This is a genomic window from Solibacillus sp. FSL R7-0668 (genome assembly GCF_038006205.1).
Classification (GTDB): domain Bacteria; phylum Bacillota; class Bacilli; order Bacillales_A; family Planococcaceae; genus Solibacillus.
This window is the reverse complement of record NZ_JBBOUU010000001.1, coordinates 1,202,360-1,225,894: the sequence shown is the minus strand read 5'-3', so window position 1 is coordinate 1,225,894 and position 23,535 is coordinate 1,202,360. Positions and strand designations below refer to the sequence as shown.

General features: G+C 39.1%; 31 protein-coding genes and 1 riboswitch. Of the genes, 6 read left to right on the top strand and 25 right to left on the bottom strand.

Features of this window, described 5'->3' with window-relative positions; genetic code table 11:
* Positions 1-41: 41 nt before the first annotated feature.
* On the top strand, positions 42-572 hold the full coding sequence (locus tag MKX47_RS05725) for a hypothetical protein (RefSeq protein ID WP_340772107.1): 531 nt from the start codon (positions 42-44) through the stop codon (positions 570-572).
* A gap of 12 nt (positions 573-584) precedes the next feature.
* Positions 585-2,105 (top strand): flotillin family protein, encoded by a 1,521-nt coding sequence (locus MKX47_RS05720; protein WP_340772106.1) that lies wholly within the window; start codon positions 585-587, stop codon positions 2,103-2,105.
* Positions 2,106-2,173: 68 nt separating this feature from the next.
* Here MKX47_RS05720 and MKX47_RS05715 read toward each other — a convergent pair whose 3' ends face one another.
* The 13 genes from MKX47_RS05715 to MKX47_RS05655 form a co-directional block, all read right to left on the bottom strand.
* Positions 2,174-2,563 (bottom strand): hypothetical protein, encoded by a 390-nt coding sequence (locus tag MKX47_RS05715; protein WP_340772105.1) that lies wholly within the window; start codon positions 2,561-2,563, stop codon positions 2,174-2,176.
* Between the two features lie 75 nt (positions 2,564-2,638).
* Positions 2,639-3,709, bottom strand: coding sequence for a branched-chain amino acid aminotransferase (locus MKX47_RS05710; RefSeq protein WP_340772103.1), 1,071 nt, complete (start codon positions 3,707-3,709; stop codon positions 2,639-2,641).
* A gap of 97 nt (positions 3,710-3,806) precedes the next feature.
* Entirely contained in the window at positions 3,807-4,475 is a 669-nt protein-coding gene (locus MKX47_RS05705) for a hypothetical protein (RefSeq protein ID WP_340772102.1), read from the bottom strand.
* Positions 4,472-4,966, bottom strand: a complete 495-nt coding sequence (locus MKX47_RS05700; RefSeq protein WP_340772101.1) for an ECF transporter S component — start codon at positions 4,964-4,966, stop codon at positions 4,472-4,474. The genes MKX47_RS05705 and MKX47_RS05700 overlap by 4 nt, the downstream gene beginning before the upstream one ends.
* The gene (locus MKX47_RS05695; protein WP_340772099.1) at positions 4,953-5,381 is read right to left on the bottom strand and encodes a bifunctional adenosylcobinamide kinase/adenosylcobinamide-phosphate guanylyltransferase; all 429 of its coding nucleotides are present in this window, start codon (positions 5,379-5,381) and stop codon (positions 4,953-4,955) included. Before MKX47_RS05695 ends, MKX47_RS05700 begins: the two co-directional genes overlap by 14 nt.
* A complete protein-coding gene (locus MKX47_RS05690) occupies positions 5,333-5,929 on the bottom strand; it encodes a histidine phosphatase family protein (RefSeq protein ID WP_340772097.1) in 597 nt (198 codons plus the stop codon). Before MKX47_RS05690 ends, MKX47_RS05695 begins: the two co-directional genes overlap by 49 nt.
* Positions 5,902-6,675, bottom strand: a complete 774-nt coding sequence (gene cobS, locus MKX47_RS05685; protein ID WP_340772095.1) for an adenosylcobinamide-GDP ribazoletransferase — start codon at positions 6,673-6,675, stop codon at positions 5,902-5,904. Before cobS ends, MKX47_RS05690 begins: the two co-directional genes overlap by 28 nt.
* Positions 6,676-6,686: 11 nt before the next feature.
* Positions 6,687-7,229: a bifunctional adenosylcobinamide kinase/adenosylcobinamide-phosphate guanylyltransferase gene (locus tag MKX47_RS05680; RefSeq protein ID WP_340772093.1), complete on the bottom strand. Its 543-nt coding sequence runs from the start codon at positions 7,227-7,229 to the stop codon at positions 6,687-6,689.
* 67 nt (positions 7,230-7,296) lie between these two features.
* Entirely contained in the window at positions 7,297-8,247 is a 951-nt protein-coding gene (locus MKX47_RS05675; protein WP_340772091.1) for an ABC transporter substrate-binding protein, read from the bottom strand.
* Positions 8,237-8,791, bottom strand: coding sequence for a hypothetical protein (locus MKX47_RS05670; RefSeq protein ID WP_340772090.1), 555 nt, complete (start codon positions 8,789-8,791; stop codon positions 8,237-8,239). The genes MKX47_RS05675 and MKX47_RS05670 overlap by 11 nt, the downstream gene beginning before the upstream one ends.
* Positions 8,792-8,961: 170 nt before the next feature.
* A riboswitch (cobalamin riboswitch) is annotated at positions 8,962-9,141 on the bottom strand.
* A 96-nt stretch (positions 9,142-9,237) separates the two neighbouring features.
* Positions 9,238-9,648: a Fur family transcriptional regulator gene (locus tag MKX47_RS05665; RefSeq protein ID WP_340772088.1), complete on the bottom strand. Its 411-nt coding sequence runs from the start codon at positions 9,646-9,648 to the stop codon at positions 9,238-9,240.
* Entirely contained in the window at positions 9,648-10,511 is an 864-nt protein-coding gene (locus MKX47_RS05660; protein ID WP_340772086.1) for a metal ABC transporter permease, read from the bottom strand. Before MKX47_RS05660 ends, MKX47_RS05665 begins: the two co-directional genes overlap by 1 nt.
* 15 nt (positions 10,512-10,526) lie before the next feature.
* Positions 10,527-11,273, bottom strand: a complete 747-nt coding sequence (locus MKX47_RS05655) for a metal ABC transporter ATP-binding protein (RefSeq protein ID WP_340772084.1) — start codon at positions 11,271-11,273, stop codon at positions 10,527-10,529.
* A gap of 104 nt (positions 11,274-11,377) precedes the next feature.
* On the opposite strand from MKX47_RS05655, the gene MKX47_RS05650 reads away from it, so the two are divergent.
* Positions 11,378-11,617: an isopropylmalate synthase gene (locus MKX47_RS05650; protein WP_340772083.1), complete on the top strand. Its 240-nt coding sequence runs from the start codon at positions 11,378-11,380 to the stop codon at positions 11,615-11,617.
* A gap of 77 nt (positions 11,618-11,694) precedes the next feature.
* Here the strand turns inward: MKX47_RS05650 and MKX47_RS05645 are convergent, their stop codons facing one another.
* The 4 genes from MKX47_RS05645 to MKX47_RS05630 all read right to left on the bottom strand — a co-directional run bounded on the left by MKX47_RS05645 (position 11,695) and on the right by MKX47_RS05630 (position 13,932).
* A complete protein-coding gene (locus MKX47_RS05645; protein WP_340772082.1) occupies positions 11,695-12,027 on the bottom strand; it encodes a DUF3889 domain-containing protein in 333 nt (110 codons plus the stop codon).
* A gap of 210 nt (positions 12,028-12,237) precedes the next feature.
* Positions 12,238-12,372, bottom strand: a complete 135-nt coding sequence (locus MKX47_RS05640) for a hypothetical protein (protein WP_340772081.1) — start codon at positions 12,370-12,372, stop codon at positions 12,238-12,240.
* A gap of 76 nt (positions 12,373-12,448) precedes the next feature.
* Positions 12,449-12,685 carry a hypothetical protein gene (locus tag MKX47_RS05635; protein WP_340772080.1) on the bottom strand — a complete coding sequence of 79 codons (237 nt, stop codon included), beginning with the start codon at positions 12,683-12,685 and terminating at the stop codon, positions 12,449-12,451.
* A gap of 467 nt (positions 12,686-13,152) precedes the next feature.
* Positions 13,153-13,932, bottom strand: a complete 780-nt coding sequence (locus tag MKX47_RS05630) for an SDR family oxidoreductase (RefSeq protein ID WP_340772079.1) — start codon at positions 13,930-13,932, stop codon at positions 13,153-13,155.
* A 144-nt stretch (positions 13,933-14,076) separates the two neighbouring features.
* Here MKX47_RS05630 and MKX47_RS05625 point away from each other — a divergent pair, with 144 nt between their 5' ends.
* Positions 14,077-14,673 carry a TetR/AcrR family transcriptional regulator gene (locus tag MKX47_RS05625; protein ID WP_340772078.1) on the top strand — a complete coding sequence of 199 codons (597 nt, stop codon included), beginning with the start codon at positions 14,077-14,079 and terminating at the stop codon, positions 14,671-14,673.
* A 153-nt stretch (positions 14,674-14,826) separates the two neighbouring features.
* Here the strand turns inward: MKX47_RS05625 and MKX47_RS05620 are convergent, their stop codons facing one another.
* The 5 genes from MKX47_RS05620 to MKX47_RS05600 all read right to left on the bottom strand — a co-directional run bounded on the left by MKX47_RS05620 (position 14,827) and on the right by MKX47_RS05600 (position 19,756).
* Positions 14,827-15,159 (bottom strand): MerR family transcriptional regulator, encoded by a 333-nt coding sequence (locus tag MKX47_RS05620; RefSeq protein ID WP_340772077.1) that lies wholly within the window; start codon positions 15,157-15,159, stop codon positions 14,827-14,829.
* Positions 15,160-15,324: 165 nt separating this feature from the next.
* Positions 15,325-15,948, bottom strand: coding sequence for a pyroglutamyl-peptidase I (locus tag MKX47_RS05615; RefSeq protein ID WP_340772075.1), 624 nt, complete (start codon positions 15,946-15,948; stop codon positions 15,325-15,327).
* A gap of 15 nt (positions 15,949-15,963) precedes the next feature.
* Positions 15,964-17,382 (bottom strand): D-alanyl-D-alanine carboxypeptidase/D-alanyl-D-alanine endopeptidase, encoded by a 1,419-nt coding sequence (gene dacB / locus MKX47_RS05610; protein WP_340772073.1) that lies wholly within the window; start codon positions 17,380-17,382, stop codon positions 15,964-15,966.
* A gap of 114 nt (positions 17,383-17,496) precedes the next feature.
* A complete protein-coding gene (locus tag MKX47_RS05605; protein ID WP_340772070.1) occupies positions 17,497-18,384 on the bottom strand; it encodes a deoxyribonuclease IV in 888 nt (295 codons plus the stop codon).
* A gap of 64 nt (positions 18,385-18,448) precedes the next feature.
* On the bottom strand, positions 18,449-19,756 hold the full coding sequence (locus tag MKX47_RS05600) for a DEAD/DEAH box helicase (protein WP_340772068.1): 1,308 nt from the start codon (positions 19,754-19,756) through the stop codon (positions 18,449-18,451).
* A 159-nt stretch (positions 19,757-19,915) separates the two neighbouring features.
* Here MKX47_RS05600 and vrrA point away from each other — a divergent pair, with 159 nt between their 5' ends.
* Positions 19,916-20,416, top strand: a complete 501-nt coding sequence (gene vrrA / locus MKX47_RS05595) for a VrrA/YqfQ family protein (RefSeq protein ID WP_340772067.1) — start codon at positions 19,916-19,918, stop codon at positions 20,414-20,416.
* A 39-nt stretch (positions 20,417-20,455) separates the two neighbouring features.
* Here vrrA and MKX47_RS05590 read toward each other — a convergent pair whose 3' ends face one another.
* Together MKX47_RS05590 and MKX47_RS05585 are read right to left on the bottom strand one after the other, a co-directional pair.
* Complete coding sequence (locus MKX47_RS05590) at positions 20,456-21,187, bottom strand: HAD-IIB family hydrolase (RefSeq protein WP_340772066.1); 732 nt, start codon at positions 21,185-21,187, stop codon at positions 20,456-20,458.
* A gap of 180 nt (positions 21,188-21,367) precedes the next feature.
* Positions 21,368-21,640, bottom strand: coding sequence for a DUF1450 domain-containing protein (locus tag MKX47_RS05585; protein WP_340772065.1), 273 nt, complete (start codon positions 21,638-21,640; stop codon positions 21,368-21,370).
* A gap of 200 nt (positions 21,641-21,840) precedes the next feature.
* Between MKX47_RS05585 and MKX47_RS05580 the strand changes: the two genes are divergently transcribed.
* Entirely contained in the window at positions 21,841-22,809 is a 969-nt protein-coding gene (locus MKX47_RS05580) for a 4-hydroxy-3-methylbut-2-enyl diphosphate reductase (protein WP_340772064.1), read from the top strand.
* A gap of 128 nt (positions 22,810-22,937) precedes the next feature.
* Here the strand turns inward: MKX47_RS05580 and tnpA are convergent, their stop codons facing one another.
* Positions 22,938-23,411, bottom strand: a complete 474-nt coding sequence (tnpA, locus tag MKX47_RS05575; RefSeq protein ID WP_340772063.1) for an IS200/IS605 family transposase — start codon at positions 23,409-23,411, stop codon at positions 22,938-22,940.
* Between the last annotated feature and the right edge of the window lie 124 nt (positions 23,412-23,535).

Sequence of the window (23,535 nt, the reverse complement as noted above, 5' to 3'; positions counted from 1 at the left end):
TATTCCGTATAAGTAAATAACAAAGCAAAGGAGGTGTTAAGATGTTTGGGTATTCATTAGATATCATTTACTTAATTATTTTAATCGTCATCGGCTGCTGTACCGTTTTGTATTTGTTTTTCGCAGACATAGCAGATGTTTCGTTGGATACCATTCCTATTTTTGATCCAGCCATTATTTTATCCTTCATTACCTTTACAGCCGCCGCTGGATACATTTTCGAACGCTTCACATCATTTACAAGCTTGATCATTTTAGGCATCGCATTTTTTATCGCGAGCATTTTTACCGCACTACTTTATTTTTTCTTACTCGTGCCACTGCGCTCTGCCGAAGTGTCATTAGCCTATACCGATGCCTCACTAGAAAGTCAGGTTGCGCGAGTCATTGTCCCGATTCCGTTAGATGGCTTTGGAGAAATCGTGATTGAAGGAGTCAACGGCATTATTTCCAAACGGGCGGCTAGTTATCACCATGTTGAAATTCCTTATGATACCCAAGTGTTAATTATCGAAGTTCGTGATGGTACCGCATTTGTAGCAATCTATGAAAACGAAGAATTTACATTTTAGGAGGATGTTTATATGTTAGGTATACTTATTGCCATTGGCGTTGTTTTATTCTTAATTCTTGCCATTGTCGCAGTCTATATTATGAAATATCGTACAGCTGGTCCAGATGAAGCGCTTATTGTGACAGGTAGCTATTTAGGCAGCAAAAATGTACATACCGATGAGTCGGGCAATCGCATTAAAATCATTCGCGGTGGCGGTACATTTGTATTCCCTGTTTTCCAGCAAGCACAGCCTTTAAGCCTGCTATCTAGTAAGCTTGAGGTTACTACTCCAGAAGTATATACAGAACAAGGCGTTCCAGTAATGGCAGATGGAACAGCCATTATTAAAATCGGCGGATCGATTTCGGAAATTGCGACTGCTGCTGAGCAATTTTTAGGAAAGGAAAAGCATGAGCGTGAAGGGGAAGCTCGTGAAGTATTAGAAGGTCACCTACGCTCTATTCTTGGCTCGATGACAGTCGAGGAAATTTATAAAAATCGTGATAAATTCTCACAGGAAGTACAGCGTGTCGCTTCGCAGGATTTGGCGAAGATGGGTTTAATTATCGTTTCATTTACGATCAAAGATGTACGCGACAAAAATGGCTACCTAGATTCTTTAGGTAAGCCGCGTATTGCACAAGTAAAGCGTGATGCGGATATTGCGACAGCCGAAGCGGATAAGGAAACACGTATTAAGCGTGCTCAAGCTGCTCAAGAAGCTCAAAAAGCGGAACTAGAACGCGCAACTGAAATTGCCGAAGCCGAAAAGAATAATCAGTTAAAAGTGGCTGAATATCGACGCGAGCAAGATATCGCAAAAGCCCGAGCAGACCAAGCCTATGAACTTGAAACGGCGCGTGCAAAACAAGAAGTAACAGAACAAGAAATGCAAATTCAAATTATTGAGCGTCAGAAGCAAATTGAATTAGAAGAAAAAGAAATTTTACGTCGAGAGAAGCAATATGATTCAGAAGTAAAGAAAAAGGCGGATGCGGATCGTTATGCCATCGAGCAAAATGCAGAAGCACAAAAACGAAAAGAGCTTGCACAAGCCGATGCAGAAAAATACCGTATCGAAACACAGGCACAGGCGGAAGCTGAACGCATTCGTTTAGATGGTCTTGCGAAGGCGGATGCAGAGCGCGCACAAGGTACAGCAGAAGCAGAAATCATTCGCCTACGTGGTTTAGCCGAAGCCGAAGCAAAACAAAAAATCGCCGAAGCCTTCGAGCAATTTGGTCAAGCGGCTGTCCTTGATATGATCGTGAAAATGCTACCAGAATATGCAAAACAAGTGGCAAGCCCATTATCAAATATTGATAAAATTACCGTTGTGGATACAGGGGGCGGTGCAAATGGTGGTGCTGGCAAAGTAACCGGCTATGCAACAGATTTAATGGCTGGTTTGCAAGAAACATTAAAAGCATCCTCTGGAATTGATGTGAAGGATTTAATCGAAACGTATGTTGGAAAAAATGCTTTTGAAAAAACGGCATCCATTTCTAACGAGAGATTTTCTCAAGTTGAGGAATTAGTAGAGAAATAATGAAAAGCCCGAAAGCACAAAATCTACCGTGTTTTCGGGCTTTCATATAGGGCTTTCATATAGGGCTTTCAATACTGTGATACTCTATCAAATGAGGTTGGTACACCATTTACGGAAATTTTTATAGTTTGAAACGTTTTATCGGATTTAAACTTATAAACATAGCGAGTTTCTTCATTTTGCTCCTCACCTTCCCGAATTATAATGGTGATTTGTGAATCTTCTTCACGAATTCCTGGTATGTCATCCATTTGTTTTGTTGTTTCATAAATGATGTAAAGGGTATCCTTTCCATTTGAAAACAACTGAAGCCCGGTATCCCTCAAAACGGGGTTATCTTTAATAATTTTTTCTATTTTATTTGGTATCTTTTTTTCGAAGGATATCGAAGTTGTGGAATAAATTGTGCAACCACTTACGATGAGCAGACAGAAGATGATGAATAGAAGCTTTTTCAAAATCTTTATCCCCTTCCGTAACTATAGCAATAAAAAATGCAAGCCACCTGTTTAAAGCGACTTGCATTGTGTCGATTATAGCTTAATCGTCCAACCAAATGGATCTTCTAATTTCCCATATTGGATACCTGTTAATGTATCGTATAACATTTGCGTTACTTCCCCGATTTGACCATCATTGATGGCGATGATTTCATCTAACCATTTCAGCTCACCAACTGGAGAAATAACAGCCGCTGTACCTGTACCAAATACTTCTTCCAGTGTACCGTCCTTCGCTGCTGTTAAAACCTCTTCAAACGCAATTGCACGCTCTTCTACTGCAATGTTTTTTGATTTTAACACTTGAATCATAGAATCACGTGTAATCCCTGGTAAAATACTGCCGTTTAATGCGGGTGTAATTACTTTGCCAGCAATTTTGAAGAAGATGTTCATGCTGCCTACTTCTTCTACGTATTTATTTTCCTTTCCATCCAGCCAGAGTGTTTGTGAATAACCTTGTTGTGCGGCTAATTCCGAACCTTTTAGGCTTGACGCATAGTTACCTGCTGTTTTCGCTTCACCCGTACCCCCTACAACGGCGCGTACATAATGCTGCTCTACTAAAATTTTCACCGGATTAATGCCTTCTTTATAATAAGAGCCTACTGGCGACATTATAATCATAAATTTATAGTTCTTTGCTGGATTTACCCCTAAATACGGCTCCGTTGCAATGATGAACGGACGAATATATAAGGATGTCCCTGGTGCAGATGGAACCCAATCACGATCTACACGAATTAATTCTTTTAATGCTTCTAATGCAAGCTCTTCATCAATCGCGGGAATACATAGGCGCTCATTCGAAGCATTTAAGCGTTTGAAATTGCGCTCTGGACGGAATAATTGTACTTCCCCAGCCTCTGTCATATAGGCCTTTAACCCTTCAAATACCGCCTGTCCATAATGGAACACCATTGCGGCAGGGCTTAACTCGATTGGAGCATATGGCGTAATGGTTGGATTGATCCAGCCTTGTCCCTCTATATAGTCCATTACAAACATATGGTCTGTAAATATTTGACCAAAACCAAGCTGTTCTGTAGGTGTTTTTTCTTTTTTATTCGTTGTTAAATTGGTTGAAATTTGGTACGTCGTCATGTTCATGCTCCTTAACTAAAAAATGAATTGATACGTTCTATCATACCATTTATTTTTAGAAAATTTACAATATTTTATTATTTAGTTAGAAAATTTTTTAAAGAGTAGTAATTTCATAAATAGGCGCTGTCATTTTTGTTTTAAACTGCTGTATATTATGATATTGTACCGCGACGAGCACTGCACTAGATGGTCCTGCTGACGTATGTAAATCAACAGCACTTGTAAAGCCCTTACCGATAAAGCGCTCGATTTCCGCTGCAATGCCTTTTGATCCAGTTGGCCAAATTGCAACAATCGTTTCATCTACTAACCTCTCATATAATTCATGCAATTTTGCTACTTTTTGTGGATTAGCTAATACCTCATTGCCAACAAGTGGTTCACCCACAACAAAGTAAGCACAGTCTTGTATCGTGCGTTGAAATTTTTTCTGCCCCAGTATGGTTAAAGATACCGCTGATTGTAGCGCCTGAAAATTGGATTCACTCGAACCTGTAAGTGGTGGCATCGCAAGTTTCATTTCATCAAAGGCACGCTTGAAGCCCTGTTCGTAGCTCGCCCAAACTATATCTCCTGAAAAATTGGCCATTAATAATTGAATGGGTAATGCACCAGCACAAAGCTGTTCTAAAATTGCCGTACGCGCAGTGAAATAGGCGGTAATCTCGTCTGGTACTTGTACCGCGTCCAACTCCTTACTACCAATACAACCCGAATTATCAATCGTCACAATCATGTTATTCACTTCAATGGCATTTCTCATGCACTTACCCCTACGCGCTGAATTACGTTTTTAAGTATCGGCATGACAACTGCTGCAATCGCAACATTGATCACAGTCGCAATGAATAAAGAAGGCAACGCACCAAGATAAAATGCGGGCGAAATTAAGAAATAAAACGGTAACGGTGAAAGAATGCCATTCGCGACAATCGCAAAAATCCATTTCAAAAAGTGATGGCCTTTTCGATGTAGCCATGCAAAAACAGCGACGATGACAAACATCTCAATCGCAATTAACCCATGAAAGACACCAAGTGGAAATCCTGAAGTGAATCCTGTGGCAATATGTCCAAATGCACCGGCTGCTCCTGCAAAAACAGGGGGTAAAAATACGGCACTAATAAATGCTGGGGCCGAATCAAGTGCGGCCGTTGTAATCATTCCTACTGGTACTTTAATAAAGCTGCCAATCACACAAATCGCGGCAATTAAAGCCGTTAAAATAATCAATCGTAATTTAGTTTTCTCCATAATGTTCTCCTTTTAGTTGCTGTGGAATACCGTACCATACGCGCGTAACTGTATCGGCATGCGCACATAATAATTGATACAAACGTCCACAAGTATCTCGCAGTTGGCGCGCCTCTTTTTCTAAAGGCACGACACCACGGCTCATATCGTTACATATACAATACAACTCGTTATTTTTCGTCAGCCGTTCAATTTGCTCGAATATTTCCTGCGCAATAATTTGCTCAGGCTGATCTAAAAATGGGACGACAATCTTTTCAAATTGACTAATGACTAGCACTTTTCCAATCTTATCATACGCTGCATCTGGTAATTTCCCTTTAAAATAGACGACTTCACTTTGTTCGAGCGATTGGATTGTTCTTTCTACATACGCATGTTTTCCGTTATGTGCGCCTCCGAGTATGACGTGCATCTCGCACCTCCTTTCAAATCTTCAAGTGAATCCCAATGCAGCGTATAAACCATCCGATGCTGGGCCATTACTTGCTGAAACATTTTCTCTTCAGATGCCAATTGAGAAAGAAGCACCCGAATTACGCCGCCATGGACAACGAATATGTAGTTTTGTTGCGCTTCCACGATTTCCATAAATGCCGAAATTACTCTTTGCTTAAATTGTTCGAAGTCTTCACCATTTGGCGGTGTTACATTGTATGGGTCATCAATCCATGCCCTGTAAATGGGGTCATGCTGCAATTGCTCATACGTTTTCATCTCAAAATCTCCGAAGTTTAGCTCGCGCAGCTGCTTATGTGCAATGAATGTCGCCTCTGGAAAATAACCGTTCGCTGTTTGTTGACAGCGTATGAGGTCACTACCATAAATGAATTCGGACTGTACGAATGGTGAGAATTCCACTTGCTCAACAATTGGCTCATCCGTCCACCCGATATACTTCCGCTTCAAATTAGCATCCGTTTTCTCATGCCGAATTAAATGCACAGTAACGCCGTTAACCATAGCATAACCTCCAGTATTTCCCCTAATGCCCCTAGTAAATCTCCACTCATACCACCAAAATTCCGGTATGACCATTTACGGTAAACGACAACTACAGCGAACATTACGGCGACTAAAATAAAGAAGCTATAAATTCCCGTATATAGCAGCGCTGCACTTAGTAGTGTAAACAGCACTGCACTATAAATCACAAGCTGCTTTGTAACTACCTGCGCTTTAAAATAAGCAGCTAAACCGGTTTGCTTCGACGTATTCATTGTTACAAAATATACGAGCATCCCGATGCGCGCAATATAAGGAATCATGACAATATACACAAGCATTGCTAGCTGCCCCTGTACGAGTGCTTCATAAACAAAACCGAGCTTCAATAACAGCAAGGAGACAATCCCTAACACACCAAAAGCGCCTGTGCGAGGATCATCTAGTACTTGCAACCGCTTTTCTTTATCACCATATGAAAAAAAGGCGTCACACATATCGATAAAGCCATCTAAATGTAAGCCACCAGTAAAAATGACCATGCCAACTACAAGTAAAATCGACAATAATAAATCGGAAATATCGCTATAGCTCATAAGTACATACGCCCCACCGCTTAGCAGTGACCCGATGGCTAAACCAATGAGCGGCAAACTCGCATACATCCACGTAATGGAGCTTTTATTCATATCGAATTGTTTTTTTATCGGTACGAAAGAAAAAAACTGCCATGCTAATAAGAAACCTTGACTTGCATTTTTCAACCTGCTCCCTCCTATTTCCATCGTTGTACGAGTTGAAACTGTACTTCATAAGCTTCATGGCTATGCTGCACAAGCCATTGATGCAAATGCCCTAATAACTTGCGATAATGATTCACTTCCTCGTACGTTGAAGGGAGCTCGTCTAATACTTCATTCGATACAATAATTATTGTAACACCTTGAACTTGCCAATTTAACAATTGCTTTTGTAAGGATTCGATGCAGCTCTTGATATATTCGCTACGATTTTTTTCCTGCTCACTTAAATAGAGAACATTGGAAAGCCATGTCGTCACACATTCAAATAAAACAACCGCATCGGATGATAATAGCTGGATGTGTTGAGGTATTACCGCTTGCATTTCCACGGTTGTCCAATGGCTTGCTTGCTGCATGCGGTCTTCCTGATGACGCATAATTCGCTTTTTCATTTCTTCATCAAATGCGACTCCCGTGGCAATATAGTAATAGTGTTTATCATTTCCCAAAGCTAGGGCGCGCTGTTCGGCATAGGCACTTTTACCACTACGTACTCCGCCAGTTATAAAGATCATTTTACTCCACCTTTGCAAATAACTAAAAGAACATACCTAAAATTAGGCATGCCCCTTTATTATAAGCTTATTTAAATAATTCTGGGTATACGGCTTCTGCCATAATTTCTACCGCTTCACCAATACGTGGCCCTGGGCGAGACATCACATCACCATCGACTAACACAACCGCTTTATTTGAAACCGCTTGAATTTGATCCCAGCCTGCACGAGCTAAAATTTCATCCACTGCATTTTCCATATATGTTGCTGGTGTAATAATTACTTCTGGATTACGTGCGATGACATCTTCTTCCGTTACGCTTAACCAGCTCTCTTGATCGACGAAAATATTTTCAACACCGGCAGTATTCATAATTTCTTGTTGGAATGTGTTATTACCCGTTGTCCAAATATCTGGCGCTGGTGATACTTCATAGTATACTTTTTTCTTTGTATCAACTGTATCTGTTTTCTCTTGAACTGCTGCAATTTGATCTTTAATATCTGCCACAACTTCATTTCCCTTTTCCTCAATGCCCATGACTTCAGAAAGCTGAATGATATCTGTGTAGACATCGTCAAAAGATGTAGCGGATGCGATGACAAATACCTTTAAGCCTGCATCTTCTAACTGTGTAACTTGCGCCTCATCACCAGCTGTATACGCTACGACTACGTCTGGATTTAACTCCACAATACGTTCCGCGTTAATAACGGTTGATGTCGAAACACGTTCGATTTTTTGTGCTGCTTCTGGATATGTATCATAATCTGTTCCACCAACAATTTGATCCCCAACGCCTAATTCAAATAAAATTTCAGTATTACTTGGCTGTAAGGATACGATTGTTTTTGGGACTTCCTCAAACGTTACTTCAATCCCACGGTCATCTACAACTGTGTATGGTCCATCCACCTCTGTTTGCTTAACTGGCTCTTTTGCTGAATCCTTTGATGCTTTTTCTTCGTCTGCTCCACATGCTGCTAAAAGTAGTGCTGCAGCAACAGGTGCAACCCATTTCATTTTAAAGTTCATTGTTTTGCTCCTTTTTCTTTTTCATTGGATACGATTTTGAGATGAAGACAATTTCATCACATTCGTGTTGCTTGTTCATATACACAGCCATCACAAACAATACATTGGCAAGTAAGCCTAAAAAGTCGAATAAAATTTCAGGAACTTCTCGTTCTTCGCTTACTTTATGTAATGCGCGATAGGATTTTTTCGCTTCACTTCGGCAAATGTGAAGACGAGCCGCGCTTTCCACCCCTTGAGGTAATAAAAACTGCTGAATCGCATCTTTTACTTCACTGACATAATAATCATAGCGATCACTTAACCAATGCAAGTCATTTTCTGTAATCGCTAATTTTCCGCGTACAGAACCATTTACGTGATAAGCAAGTGGCTGGATGATACGTATATCTTCTAATACCGTTTGGCCATGTGCATCATCCACCAATGTCGGAATAACTGCCCCAATACGTGTCGTTAATGAATCTGTGCGAATTTCATAATCAACACAGTTCCATTTTTCACGCATGAATGGATAGCATGAATAACGAATATCCTTCTTCAACTTTCTCAACCTCACTTCAAAACTTCAAATTCATTACTTCTAGAAAACTAAAGTGGCATGAAAAAAAGCCACCCAGAAAATGGATGGCTTCATAAAATCAAAAAATACATAGGTAAACATGCTTGTTTGATGTATGGCTGCCGTACATTCTCTTTATTTCCGAAGAGGTGTGTTACGATCAGAAAAAGATTGGTCTCCTGGCTTCGCGTTTCACTTTACTCATAAGCACCTTCCCGCTTTTAGCAGTGGCATTTTACTTACTTTCATCTACGCTTACAGTTACGGATATAGCTTCGGATTTACACCGAATTCCCATTTATGCACAAGGCATCTCTTTCTTGCAAACTATTCAATTTGTAAAACTAACTTTATCATACTGTTGAAATTATGCAAATAGTTTTTAATTTCACATCAATTTCAAGCTTAAAAACATAAAATTGATACCTTTATAAGCAGTTTGGACATTTACCATAAATTTCAAACTTATGTGCTTCTATTGCATAGCCAGGCAGCTTTTCACCGAGCATTTCCATTGGACATAGGGATAACTCCTTGACGTTCCCACAATCACGACAAATAAAATGATGATGGTGATGATCCGATTCACAATGCATGCGGAAATTGCGCTCGCCACCTAGCTCAGTTTCTTCTAAAATGTCTAATTCAACAAATGTTGCTAAGTTACGATAAATTGTATCGAAGCTCATGCCTGGGAAATCCTTTTTCAGCACTTGCAGTAAATCACGGGCAGTCAAATATTTATCCGTAGCCGCAAACATACCTAAAATTAATTCTCGTTTATCTGTTTTTTTATAGCCATTGTCTTTTAATATTTCCCACGCGCGTATTGTATTCACTATGCTTCTTCCCCTTCCACCTTAGTTGAAAATTTTAAAACTATTTTTTTCATGAAAATCACGATTAATAAAATCATAATAGATGTAACGACAATAGTACCACCTGGCGCTAAGTTTAAGTAAAATGCGCTAACTAATCCGATTAATACCGCCAATTCACCAAAGACAATCGCTAAAATGATCGCTTCTTTAAATCCACGGGCTAAACGCATTGCCGCTGCAACGGGTAATGTCATTAAGCTCGATACTAATAAGATCCCCACAATACGCATACTTGCCGCAATAACAAGTGCCACAACAATCATAAATAGCAAATGGATCCATTTCGCTGGCAACCCACTTGCCTTTGCATATTCTTCGTCAAAGGATAATACGAATAATTCCTTGAAAAATAATGCTAAGAAAATCACAACGACTATCGCAATGGCAAGGACAACAAATAAATCTTGCCTCGAAACCGCCGATACTGAGCCAAATAAATAGCTCATTAAATCTGTATTAAAGCCACTTGCAAGCGAAATTAAAATCGCACTAATACCAATACCACCTGACATAATAATCGGAATCGCAAGCTCCTCGTAGTGCTTATACAAACGGCGTAAGCGCTCAATTAAGATGGAACCACTTACCGACGCTACAATACCTAAATAAATTGGGTTAAGTAGGGCAAGTGCTGAAAAAGACTGACTTAAGTATAAGCTCCCCGCAATCCCGGCAAGCGTCACATGTGATAGTGCATCCGCGATCAGCGATAAACGGCGTACGACAATAAATACACCTAGTAACGGTGCGATAACCCCAATAATAAGCCCTGAAAAAAAGGCGTTTTGTAAAAATTCATAGTTTAATATTGCTTCAATCATAATGGCCAGCTCCTCTTAATGAATCTTTCGAACAGAGTGGCCGTTCCAGCTTTCGATCTGTTCTTCCGAAATGGTATCAAAATCATTTTTATAACCGTGGAAATGAATCGTTTGATTTAAACATGCGACATGGCTCACACGGTCAGATACGGTATCTACATCATGTGTTACTAAAATCATCGTCATTTTATGATGCTCATTTAAGTGTGCGAGCATATCATAAAATGCCTGCACGTTTTCACGGTCAATCCCAACAGTAGGCTCGTCTAAAATAAGTAGTTTTGGATCGGCTATTAATGCGCGCGCAATAAACACACGTTGTTGCTGTCCTCCCGAAAGTTGTCCAATATTTCGCTTCATAAATTGCTCCATACCGACATCCTTCAAGGCCGATTTCACTAAAATGTCTGTATCTTTTGGATAACGCTTAAACAGCCCTACCTTTTGCGATAAGCCACTTTTGACAACCTCTTCAACGGTTGCTGGGAAGCCTGAGTTAAAGGCATTTGACTTCTGTGACACATAGCCAATCCATTCTCGGTGTTTAAACTGATTCGCTGGCTCACCAAACAATTTAATATCCCCCGACATTGGCTTTAATAGCCCCAATATCAATTTTAAGAGCGTCGATTTCCCCGAGCCATTTTGACCGATTAATGCCAAAAAATCACCCTCATCGACGCGTAAAGAAATGTTCTTTAATACTTGTGTGTATTCATATTGAAAGGAAACATCCTTCAATTCAATCAATGGTTTGTTCATTTTTTTCGCTTCTTTCTAATTCAAAATCATTACGATTTATACCAAGTTAGTATAGAGGACTTTTTTTGCATTGTAAAGGAAAGAAACTTGAAAGGAGAGCTAGGATGAAGAATTTAGAACTATTAAATAAGTTGCAGCACATGAATGATGAACAGCTTCAACAATTTGCTCAAAAAAACGAGGTTGCATTAACTTTGGAGGAAATTAAAAAGCTACGCAAAATCATGCGTCACGCCAATATTAGCTGGGCCATCACCGGCATACCAAATGAAGTATTACAAAAATTGCATAAGCTACTCGGTGAAAAACGCTATAAAAAATTAATGCGGCTAGTTGGGATTTAATCCATAAATCCCAACCTAGTAAAGGTATAAATTTTGAGGAAATCCATGAAAAAATTGCACATACTAAACCATGTACGTCATCTGTCTGTTTCTTGAAATTCAATCACAACCAATTTTTCTGTATTTGTAACAAACACGATGCTGACAAATACCCCAAATTCTTTCTCACCTTTTTTTAACCATAGCTTAAATCTTTCAGTTGTTACGGCTTCACTTTTTTCGCTTCCTTGATGCAAATAGTCAATAATTTTTGCATTAGGATATCTTTTTTGCGTTTCCTTCATAGCGAGTATGCCCCACTTTGCATAGGCAGGTGCTTCTTGCTGGGCATTAACCATTTGTAGCGTGTGTACTGGCATGAATAAGATCGTTATAAAAGCTATACATACAATCATTTTTCTAACTATCATTCACCTTCTCACCTCATCTATAGCTTGCGCAACTTAAGGAAAATCAATCGAATGCACGTATGTAGTTTTTGGGTCTGTTAATATTTTACTATTACTTAAAGAAAGCTATGTATAGTGAGAACAATTTATATCCCCTTAGAAATCACAAAAAATAGATGTACCTGAAGCTTTTCCTTCACTTCATAGGACATCTATTTTTTAGTGTTTTAATTATTGCTTAGGTTTTTGAGCATTATTATGAATGACGGCATTAAATTCAGGCGCATATTCTTCACGGTTGTTGTTAGACTTAGGTTTATCATCTTGTTTTTTCTTTTTAAAGCTTGTTTTCCCTTTTTTCGCCACTACTTATCCACCTCCAAAATGAAATCAAAATTGCACAATATAATGATGTCCTGTTTTATTTCAAAGTTAGGTTTGACTATTTATTTTTATTGGATTGTTGATTTTTGTCGTGGTTCGTTTTATTGTTTGCATTTTTGAGTTTGGCATCAAATTCTGCAGCAAACTCTTCGTTTAGATTATCATTAGGATTGTTATTATTACTATTGCTAGCATCTAAATCCTTACTTTTATAGGTACCAAATGGATTATGCGTTCTTGCATTCATTGTCTTTTTGCTATTTCGATTATTATGATTGCCGTTTTTATTTCCCATTGATATTCACCTCCCACTATGTAATTTGCACAAGTGAGGAGATTTTATGCTTCAAGGCTTCAAAATTCAATCCATTCCTCTATTTTGAGTTAGTTTAATGGGACGCTTAATACTTCACAGAACAAAAGCGCTAAGGCGCCCATCCAACTCCGAGTGGGCAAAACGCCACGTCCATGTGGCATGCCCCCAATGACTCACATCGTGTGAGCCTCAGACATTGGAGGGCCTGACTCAAAAGTAAACGCTCCACCACTTTTGAAGGAAGGACTCTAATGGTGTGAGTAGTTGGCGCTTTAGCCTGGACGGTAGCAAAATTTTTTATTATAGTTATCCACAATTCGAAAATCTCTAGTTTCCTTCACAAAAAAACTGTGAGCAAACTCAGAATGGTTGAGCTTACCCACAGTCAAAGCTATTGGTTTCCCAATGTCTTTTATGAATTGCGACTTCTATTAGGTTGACAAAAATTAGTATTTATAAGATTGACCACCGTCAATTGGTACTACAACCCCATTAATGAAGTCTGCTTGATTTGATAACAAGAAGGCAACTAAATAACCAACTTCTTCTGGTTTACCGAAGCGACGCATTGGGTTTGGTTTTACAAACTCTTTTCCTACCTCTTCCCAATTATCGCCACCAATTTGGCGTAATGAGCCTTCTACCATTGGTGTCATAATTGCACCTGGAGCGATTGCCTTAATTGATACACCGAATTGCCCGTATTCAATAGCCGAGTTACGTGTCAACCCTACGACACCATGTTTCGATGCCGCATATCCTGATTGATTACCAACACCACGAATACCACCTACAGAAGCCGTATTTACGATTGAGCCTGATCCTTGCTCTTTCATTACTTTTAATACGTATTTCATACCGTAGAATACACCGTTTAAATTAATTGAAACAACTTTTTGGAATTCATCGATACCGAAATCTTCTGTTAAATTTTGTTTTCCTTCAATCCCTGCATTGTTAAAGAAACCATCAATTTTACCGAACTTTTCAACCGTTGCATCTACAAAGCCTTTTACAGCGGCCTCGTCTGCTACATTTGCAGTTACTAATAAAATTTCAGCTTGTGGTGCAAGAGCTAACACCTTTTCTTCTGTCTCTTTTAAACCTGCTTCGTTTAAGTCAACTAATACTAATTTAGCGTTCTCACTTGCTAATTGAAGTGATGCGGCTTGTCCAAGACCTGAGCCTGCACCAGTTACGATTACGACTTTATTTTCAAATCTCATATGAAATACCTCCCAAAATAATTTTAAAAGCGCTTACAAATTAATCATAACCAATGTACGTCGCTTTAATCTATCCGCAATAATTGATAAAATGTTGAGAATACCAACACTTTTTAAGAAAATGTCCAAAGGGAGGTAATTTTTATGAAATCCAAATCAGCTCAAGCTTTGCGAACAAAAAAGTTCTTAAAAGCGGCATTTATTGAAATGGTACATAAAAAAGGATTTCGTGCTGTTACAGTGAAGGATATTATCGATTGTGCGCAATTTAATCGAACAACCTTTTATGTATATTATCAAAATAAAGATGAGCTTGTTGAAGAATTAATGGAGGAAGTATTTGAAGATATTCAGCATTATAGTGTATCCAAGTACACAACTTTAAATCGAGTGAATGTAAACCAATTAACAACAAGTTCCTTCGATTTACTTTACTATATATACGATCATCGTGAATACTTCAAATTACTGCTTATAGAAGATACGCTACCCCATATTCATCAGCAGCTCCCAGAGGCCATTTATAATTTATTGAAATATAAATTCGATTTTCAGTACGATGTTTCTTTCGTAGATGATCACTCACAAAAGCGCTACATGGCATATGGTACAGCTGGTTTGATTACTGACTGGATTACAAAGGATTTTGACGTGACCCCTGCTGAAATGACCGAACGCCTTATTGGCATTTTAAATACCTTTGCAAAAAGCTTTATTATCAACATGGGCAGTGCTGAATAGACCACAAATGGACCGAGGTCAGCCAATTAGCCAAAGAAGAATAAGATACATTTCAAAGTAATAGCGCCCACTGAAAACGGTGGACGCTATTTGACGCTTACGTTTATTCTATTCAATTATTGCTACGAATTTTCCCTTAAGAAATATATACAATTATGATAATGCCTGCATTTCTTTTAATACCATTGCCCGTAAATCATCATTGCTAATTGTTTTGCCGCGATATGTATGGCTATTGTTCGCACGTTTCAACGCAAATATTTTTTTAATACCCGCGATATTGATGCCTTCTTCCAATAACTCTTGAATTTCTAATAATTCGTCGACGTTTTGCAGTGAAAATACACGACGATTACCAACCGAACGCATTGGCTCTACTAATTCATGTTCCTCATAGTAGCGAATTTGTCTTGCTGTTAAATTCGTAATTTGCATCACCGTACGAATTGGTAAAATCGGCATTGCTTTTCGATAGTTATTGTTCATCGTATCTCTCCCCGCTTTTCATTTATCTACTAATAAATTACAACAGGGAGACATTATACAACAATAATTTATTGTTCATTTTTACATAGCATTTTTCGAAGACTATTATCGAATTTTGATATAAAGCGCCAAATCAACGTTGAAGCAATCCTATTGTCTTGTTAATTATGACGATTTTTTGTCATTTGCGATGCATTCTATTATTGCAAGCTCGATTGCAGCTTGTAAATCCACCTGTGACCAACCTGCGATGCGACCGTTTTGAATCGCTAATTCAAACGAAGCTGGAATATGTATAAAGCCCGCAGCATCCACAGTGCAATATTTTTTTGCATAGTGTAAGCCTTCATACATGATGTTATTACATAAATACGTTCCAGCAGAATTTGAAATAGCTGCTGGATAGCCTGCCTCGGTTAAACGATTTACGATATTGCGAATTGGTAAGGTTGAAAAATAAGCTGCGTCTCCATCTTCACGGATTGGTGCATCCACATAAGCAATGCCCCGATTATCCTTCTCCCCATCTCGTATATTAATAGCCACACGCTCCGGCATAATGCGTGTATTGCCTGCTGCTAGCCCTAGTGAAATTATAATGGTCGGTTGTATCTCCTCCACCAAAGTTAAAAATTGCTGTGGTGCTCTTGTAAAATCAACGGACAGCACACGGCCAATCACTTCATAATTCCCCATCTTCTTGCCATTTAACGCCTCAACAATTGCCATTGTAGGATTAATGGGATTCGATAAAAATGGCTCAAAACCTGTTAATAAAAGCTTCTGCATCGATGCTCACTCCCCTTATAAATTTTTTACCAGCTCCGTCATTGTACGGTCTATATAAGTAGTTCCATTTGCTTTATTTTCTAATAAAATCGAAAAAATATATTGCTTGCCACTATTCCCCTTGAGATACCCCGATAATGTATAGACGTTTGGGATGTACCCCGTTTTTGCAAAAATACGGTTTTTTAAGTGTGTTGCTGTTAAGCGTTTTCGTAAAGTACCACCAACCATGCGCTCACTATTTCCCGCCACTGGGAGTGAGTCAAAGAACGTGTCGAAATACGGCTCCTGCTGCACAGCAAATAATAATTGTGATAGACCATCGGATGTTACTCGATTGGAATTAGCCAAGCCTGATCCATCAACAAAGCGCCAGTTATCCACATCCACACCAATGGATTGACTATATGATTTTATCACCATTGCTCCTGCCTCTGCACTTCCTATTGCCAATTCCTGTTTTCCGATTGTTTTCACTAAAATATCGGCAATGCTATTATTACTTAGCTTCATAAAAGCCGGGAAAATTGTTGCTAATGGCTTGGATTTATTTGTGTATAATAATGTCACATTTTCTTTTACTGGTGCTAAAACAATTGTTGACTTCTTACTGAATTGAATACCCGTTCCTTGCAGCACAAGCTTTAGTGCTTGCATCGTGTTAACCGATGGATTTTGCAAGGTTACCCATTCCTTCTTACTGCTACCTTTTGGTAAATTCCCCGAAATGATCACTTTATTTGAATTATAAACTCGTTCAATCTTTAAGGTATTTTTCTGACCATTTTTCACGGTTTTTGCTTGATTGGAAATGACTAGTCCACTTAAATTTGGTTGAATGGTATAGCTTGGCTTTGCACCAACTTTACCTGAAGTTGCATTAATAATGACCGTACTTGCATCAAAATCCTCATTTTGTGACATCGTAATGGCAGAAGTTCTCGCACCGAAATAGTAGGATTCATCTGCCTTTTCCACCCCAACAGGTAATGTACTCCCCGAAAAAGCGGTATCATCCCCTACTAAATTCCCGTTTATTTTCCGAATCCCTTTTTGCTTCAATAAATACGCAAACTCTAAAAAATCGGCCTTCGTTAACGTAGGATCACCACTGCCCTTTATGTATACATTGCCATTAAGTACATGATTTTCGATTTCCCCATCGATATAAAGACTTGTTGTAAAGCGATAATCCTCCCCCAAAATACCTAAAGCAGCCGCACCAGACACGAGCTTCATATTCGAGGCAGGGCGCATTAATTTATTTCCATTATGCGAATAAACTATTTGTCCTGTATCCATGTCGCGAATTGTCACAGCAGCATTGCCTGAGCCCAAATTTGAAGTAACAGCACCATTAATTGACGCAAAGCTTTGCAATGGTAAAACTACTAGCATTATACAAATCATCATTAGTTGAACCACTTTTTTCATCGTTTTCCTCCATCACAATATTTTTAATATACTGTTAATTATAGCAAAAACTCAATAAAGTAAATCAAAAAAACACCTTCTGCAACAAAATAGTGCAAAAGGTGTTCATACATCTTAACCGCGCATTTGATCGATTAGCTCTGGACGGAATTCTCCATCACGCAGCATCGCGATTTCATGTTTATAAGGTGCTAATTTGTTTTTCGCATCACTACCTACAAAGGGTGTTTCTAAAATTTTCGGTAAGTGCATTAATTGCGGATGATGTACAATGTATTTCAATGTCTCAAAGCCGATTTCACCAAAACCAATGTTTTCATGACGGTCCTTCGCAGCACCACGCACATTTTTCGAGTCATTAATGTGTAATACCTTTAAACGATCTAGGCCAATCGTCTTGTCAAATTCATTTAGCACGCCATCAAAATCGTTAACGATATCATAACCACCATCATGAATGTGACACGTATCCATACAAATTGAAAGGCGTTCATTATTCGTTACGCCATCGATAATTCGTGCTAGTTCATCAAAGTTGCGCCCAATTTCAGTGCCTTTCCCTGCCATTGTCTCTAATGCAATTTGTACGGGATAATCTTGCGCTAATACTTCATTTAGTCCTTCAACAATTTTCGCAATGCCTGCATCTACGCCCGCACCAACGTGAGCACCTGGATGTAAAACAATTTGCGTTGCTTCAAGTGCTGCCGTACGCTTAATCTCCTCTTGTAGGAAGTTGACCCCAAGCTCAAAAGTTTCAGGCTTTGTCGTATTACCTAAATTAATTATATAAGGGGCATGCACAACGATATTTGACATACCATTTTCTTTCATATGCAGCAAGCCTTTCATAATATTTAAGTCTTCGATTGGTTTACGACGCGTATTTTGAGGTGCGCCTGTGTAGATCATAAAAGTGTTGGCACCATAGCTTAGTGCCTCTTCACTTGAGCCGAGCAGCATTTTTTTACCACTCATCGAAACATGTGAACCTAATAGCATCTTTCTTCCTCCTAAACGAACAAACCGGCTGCATAGAGGTTACTAAGCAGCCGTATTCGTAATTTTATTTATTTGTACGACGTTTAATACGACGTTCGCGTTTTTTAACTTTTTCCATTTCCCAACGCATATTACGTTTGTAACCTGGTTTTACTTTCTTAGGCTTACGAACCATTGATTTCGCTTTTGCATCAATTTCGTCTTGTTGACGCTCACCTTTACGGCTAGCACGTTGGTGACGGTCTTTTAACTCGGTCCATTCACCATTTTTCACATCTTTTTGAACAAATGGAATACCCATTTTTTCTACGCGTACTAATGCATCTTCATCTTCTGGTTGGAATAATGTAATCGCAGTACCTTTCGAACCAGCACGTGCCGTACGACCTACACGGTGAATGAAGAACTCTAAATCTTCTGGGATTTCATAGTTAATAACATGTGAAATTCCTTGAATATCAATACCACGTGCAGCTAAGTCGGTCGCTACGATATATTGGAATTCTAAATCACGAATTTGCTTCATCATTTTTTTACGGTCACGCGGTGAAAGATCCCCGTGAATTTGACCTGCGCGAATGCCTTGCTCTGCTAAATAGCCAGCAACATGTTCCGCTGTTTTACGTGTGTTACAGAAAATAACTGCTAAGAATGGATTAATTCCTTTAATTACGTCCATTAAACGTGTATTACGTGACTTCGAACGCACAGGAACTAATACAAAATCAATGCCTTCTGCAACTGGACGTTTGTCGTTCATATGAATATGAACGGGTGAATCCATATATTTCTTTAAGAATGGTTTTAATTTTTCTGGAATTGTCGCTGAGAACACGAACATTTCTAGTTTTTCAGGCATATGAGAAGCAAAACCATCGATGTCCTCAATGAAGCCCATGTCGAATGCTAAATCTGCCTCATCAATAACTAAAATTGGTGCTGTGTGTACTAACAGTGCATTTTCTTTTACTAAGTCCTTAATTCGTCCTGGTGTCCCTACCACGATTTGAGGCTGTGTTTTTAAACGATCGATTGTACGCTGTTTGTCCGTACCACCGATAAATAGCTTCGTAGAAATTTCAGTACCTTCTACTAATTGATTTAATGCATCAAAAATTTGTTGCGCTAATTCGCGTGTTGGTGAAGTAATGACTGCTTGTACTTCTTGATTGTCTTCCACAATTCGCTGTACAATTGGCAGTAAAAAACTATGTGTTTTCCCTGTACCCGTATGCGCTTGTCCGATTGCACTTTTCCCTTTTAGTACAAGTGGAATAATCTCTTTTTGGATCGGTGTCGGCTCTGTAAATCCAAGCTTTGCAATGGCGTCCTGCAAAAATGGCTTGAATTGATAATCAGTATATTTTGACATTTTTCGTACCTCCTTACATCTGTCCTATTGTACCATGTTTCGTACATTTTAGTGACCATCTGCATATCATAACGATAAATAGAACTGCCGTCAAACAGTTAAGATAAAATTCCTAAAGAAATACAGAATTTGACGATGAAATTGAGGAAGGAGCTCATTATGCGACGACCATTTTACATGCCTCCAGGGGGAATGATGCAACAAATGCCAGTTACCCCACGTTTTCCGATGTATGCACCGTATATGATGAATATGCCGATGAATATGATGCCTCCACAAATGCCAATGAATCCTGCGCCTATGCAAATGCGCATGCCTGTGTCACCGCAGATTCCTGCTGCTACGGCTTCTGCAACGGCTGGAGCACCACGATTGGAGGGCTTTTTAGCAGGGGCCAATAGCCTTTTTGAAAATGCCCAAAAATTCACACCGTATATCCAACAGGCAACACCTATGATTAAAAACCTTCCAGCACTATGGCGAATGTACCGAGGCTTTAAAGGTTCCCCTGATATCCTTGAATCTTCAACAATTGTAGCGCCTGTAGAAGGCCCATCTAGACAGAGACAGGCACGTGGGCCCCGTCAACCACAGCAACCCAATGCGCCAATTAAATCAAAACCATCCCTACCAATGATTTTTCAGCCCCCATTTGAATAAAAATGAGCGACACCAATTGAAATTATGGTGTCGCTCCTCCTATTGATGCCACTCTTCTCCAAGCTCGATTATTTTCAAATGGACATCCTCTTGCGTAACACGCTCTGTCGCAACCTCTCCGACAAGATGCGTACCTACACAAACACTATGAAGTGCCTGCTCAAACATGAGACGATCATTAACATCATTCCCAAATGCAATGTACTCTTTAACCCCTAATCGCTCCAGCCCTTTTACTTTATTTAAGTTTGGCGAGCAAATATCAAGAATTTTTTCTTCCGTATATTCAAATGTTGTCACTTGCCACTTTTTCACATGCTGCGTTACGTTTGTTGGCGGATCGAATAAAAGCACCTTCGAAAAGCCTGATAATTCGTGAATGGCACGTTGAGTCGCCTTGCCTTCACTATCAATGCCCTTATACATCGGGTGATTCACACTGCCCGTATACGCATAGTCCCAATCACTATCAGCTAAATAGGCCAACTCATAGGTTTCAACAAGTTCAATAATTTGCTTTTGAATATTGGCTTGTAAAAATTCAACTTCAATCAGGCCATCCACATAGGTAAAGGCACCATTACTGCCAATCATGCGACAATCATGTAATGACACTGGAAGCACGGGCAACATATCACGTATCGGACGAGCCGATGCAAAAATAATTTCATGTCCTTGCGCTTGGATCGTATGTAATGCATTCACAATTTGTTTGTCTAATGGCGCACCCTCAAAACAAATTGTTCCATCTAAATCAAATACAAATATCATATTCCCACCTCACCTCGCTATGATACCTAATAAACGAAGAAATGGAAATTCACTTTGAGGAATCGTTCTTTTTGTAACAAAACTCAAGCAAAAACAGTCTGGCGTATTGAATAACGCATCAAACATTTTGAATTCAGATTTTCAAAAAAACTCCAAGATGCATACATTCGCTCCTAACACTTATAGGGCAATTGAATTTTCTTCTAGCTCTTTTTCAACAGATTTTAATAATTGCTCTGCTGAATCCTCTTGAATCAATTCACCATTAACAATTGCAAAGAGCTGACACTCGCATATTTCACAGTTTGATGTACAGCCTGATTCTGATATTTCAATATCATCTCGCCCAATTAACTCATCATAAACATCAGCAGCCCCTAACGATAAATTCGTAATGCAAAATTCGACTTGGTTTTTTAAATCCTTCTTTCGTTTGAAAAATGAAAAAGCCATTGTTGTTCCTCCTACGTTCTCTTTTTTCCATTTCCATCATTATACATAATCCTACAGAAAAGTAATTCCAACAAATGAATGAATCTTACACATAAACAATTTATCATTTTTCTATTCCAGCAAAAAAGTAACCGAACTTTGAATATTCATATGGCGTCCTATATAATAAATAGGACAGAGCTTTGAAAGGAGTTTCGTACATGAAAGTCATTAAAATTACCCCACGTGGTTATTGCTACGGTGTTGTAGATGCCATGGTTATCGCACGAAATGCAGCACTGGATAAAACATTACCAAGACCAATCTACATTCTCGGTATGATTGTGCACAATAAACATGTTACAGATGCATTCGAAAAAGACGGAATTATTACATTAGATGGTGACAACCGTAAAGAAATTATCGAGCAAGTGGAACAAGGGACTGTTATCTTCACTGCGCATGGGGTTTCACCAGAAATTCGTGAAATTGCTAAGCGCAAAGGACTTATCGCCATTGATGCCACATGCCCCGATGTAACGGTGACGCATGATTTAATTCGCGAAAAAACAGCAGAAGGTTATGAAATTGTTTATATTGGGAAAAAGGGCCATCCCGAACCAGAAGGCGCAATTGGTGTTGCACCAGAACACGTCCATCTTGTTCAGTCGATGAAAGATATTGATAACTTATCTTTCGTAAGCGACAAAATCTTAGTGACTAACCAAACAACTATGAGTCAATGGGATGTTGCTTTCTTAATGGATAGTTTAAAAGAAAAATATCCACATATCGAAGTTCATAAAGAAATATGTTTAGCTACGCAAGTTCGACAAGAGGCTGTTGCTGAACAGGCTGGAGTTGCCGACTTATTAATCGTAGTAGGTGATCCAAAATCAAATAACTCAAACCGCTTAACACAGGTTTCTGTTGAAATTGCCGGGACACCTTCTTACCGTATTTCAGATATTTCGGAGCTAAAGCTAGAATGGTTGGAGCATGTTGAAACAGTTGCCATTACAGCAGGGGCATCTACACCAACGCCTATCGTAAAAGAAGTGATTGCCTTCATCGAAAAATACGACAAAAACGATCCATCTACACATGAAATCGTTCGTACGGTGACACTTGACAAAATTCTACCAAAAATTAAAGAACCAAAGCCCGTTGAAAAAATTATGCCCTTCTAATCAAAACCACCAGTATAACTGGTGGTTTGCACTGCGCGTGAAACGCGTTGTTACTGGCCCACGTCTAAAGACGCACTGAACGGTCTGGCACCTGCACTACGTTTCCTACTACCGCTAAAGCGGCTGATTTATTTTTTACTACGCTTCATTTCTTCCCCTGTAAACGGGTCAATAAATTCTTTCATCGTCATTTGGTCGTGCAATCTGTCCTCTTGTAATTGGTTTTGAATGTACGCCTGAATGACTTTTTTATTTCGTCCCACTGTATCTACATAGTAACCTCTACACCAAAATTGACGATTGCCATATCGATACTTTAAATTGGCATGTCGATCGAAAATCATTAAACTACTTTTCCCTTTTAAATACCCCATAAATTGTGACACACTTAATTTGGGCGGGATACTTACTAACATATGAATATGATCCGGGCACGCTGTAGCTTCAATAATTTCCACACCTTTTCGTTCACATAACTGGCGTAAAATTTGCCCGATATCTGCTTTGATCTTTCCATAAATGACTTGTCTTCTATACTTTGGCGCGAAGACGATGTGATACTTACAATTCCAGGTTGTATGTGCTAAACTTTTATTATCCATTTGGATACTCCTTTCGTACATAGTCGGTTGTCCAGACCTGACTCTATTGTACGACTGGAGTTTTTTTCTTGTCCATAGCTAAAAGCTTTCCGGAACCCCCCGCATAGCAGGGGGTTTTCAAAAC

Coding starts and splice junctions, on each gene's coding strand:
- MKX47_RS05690 (WP_340772097.1), bottom strand. CDS start 5,929: ATGGTTAACGGCGTTACTGTGCATTTAATTCGGCATGAGAAAACGGAT.
- MKX47_RS05720 (WP_340772106.1), top strand. CDS start 585: ATGTTAGGTATACTTATTGCCATTGGCGTTGTTTTATTCTTAATTCTT.
- MKX47_RS05700 (WP_340772101.1), bottom strand. CDS start 4,966: ATGGAGAAAACTAAATTACGATTGATTATTTTAACGGCTTTAATTGCC.
- MKX47_RS05620 (WP_340772077.1), bottom strand. CDS start 15,159: ATGAACAATAACTATCGAAAAGCAATGCCGATTTTACCAATTCGTACG.
- MKX47_RS05655 (WP_340772084.1), bottom strand. CDS start 11,273: ATGAACAAACCATTGATTGAATTGAAGGATGTTTCCTTTCAATATGAA.
- MKX47_RS05710 (WP_340772103.1), bottom strand. CDS start 3,709: ATGACGACGTACCAAATTTCAACCAATTTAACAACGAATAAAAAAGAA.
- MKX47_RS05580 (WP_340772064.1), top strand. CDS start 21,841: ATGAAAGTCATTAAAATTACCCCACGTGGTTATTGCTACGGTGTTGTA.
- MKX47_RS05645 (WP_340772082.1), bottom strand. CDS start 12,027: ATGATAGTTAGAAAAATGATTGTATGTATAGCTTTTATAACGATCTTA.
- MKX47_RS05615 (WP_340772075.1), bottom strand. CDS start 15,948: ATGCAGAAGCTTTTATTAACAGGTTTTGAGCCATTTTTATCGAATCCC.
- MKX47_RS05725 (WP_340772107.1), top strand. CDS start 42: ATGTTTGGGTATTCATTAGATATCATTTACTTAATTATTTTAATCGTC.
- MKX47_RS05630 (WP_340772079.1), bottom strand. CDS start 13,932: ATGAGATTTGAAAATAAAGTCGTAATCGTAACTGGTGCAGGCTCAGGT.
- MKX47_RS05695 (WP_340772099.1), bottom strand. CDS start 5,381: ATGCACGTCATACTCGGAGGCGCACATAACGGAAAACATGCGTATGTA.
- dacB (WP_340772073.1), bottom strand. CDS start 17,382: ATGAAAAAAGTGGTTCAACTAATGATGATTTGTATAATGCTAGTAGTT.
- MKX47_RS05625 (WP_340772078.1), top strand. CDS start 14,077: ATGAAATCCAAATCAGCTCAAGCTTTGCGAACAAAAAAGTTCTTAAAA.
- MKX47_RS05650 (WP_340772083.1), top strand. CDS start 11,378: ATGAAGAATTTAGAACTATTAAATAAGTTGCAGCACATGAATGATGAA.
- MKX47_RS05675 (WP_340772091.1), bottom strand. CDS start 8,247: ATGAACTTTAAAATGAAATGGGTTGCACCTGTTGCTGCAGCACTACTT.
- tnpA (WP_340772063.1), bottom strand. CDS start 23,411: ATGGATAATAAAAGTTTAGCACATACAACCTGGAATTGTAAGTATCAC.
- MKX47_RS05585 (WP_340772065.1), bottom strand. CDS start 21,640: ATGGCTTTTTCATTTTTCAAACGAAAGAAGGATTTAAAAAACCAAGTC.
- MKX47_RS05590 (WP_340772066.1), bottom strand. CDS start 21,187: ATGATATTTGTATTTGATTTAGATGGAACAATTTGTTTTGAGGGTGCG.
- MKX47_RS05680 (WP_340772093.1), bottom strand. CDS start 7,229: ATGATCTTTATAACTGGCGGAGTACGTAGTGGTAAAAGTGCCTATGCC.
- MKX47_RS05605 (WP_340772070.1), bottom strand. CDS start 18,384: ATGCTATTAGGTTCACATGTTTCGATGAGTGGTAAAAAAATGCTGCTC.
- vrrA (WP_340772067.1), top strand. CDS start 19,916: ATGCGACGACCATTTTACATGCCTCCAGGGGGAATGATGCAACAAATG.
- MKX47_RS05705 (WP_340772102.1), bottom strand. CDS start 4,475: ATGAGAAATGCCATTGAAGTGAATAACATGATTGTGACGATTGATAAT.
- MKX47_RS05635 (WP_340772080.1), bottom strand. CDS start 12,685: ATGGGAAATAAAAACGGCAATCATAATAATCGAAATAGCAAAAAGACA.
- MKX47_RS05600 (WP_340772068.1), bottom strand. CDS start 19,756: ATGTCAAAATATACTGATTATCAATTCAAGCCATTTTTGCAGGACGCC.
- MKX47_RS05660 (WP_340772086.1), bottom strand. CDS start 10,511: ATGATTGAAGCAATATTAAACTATGAATTTTTACAAAACGCCTTTTTT.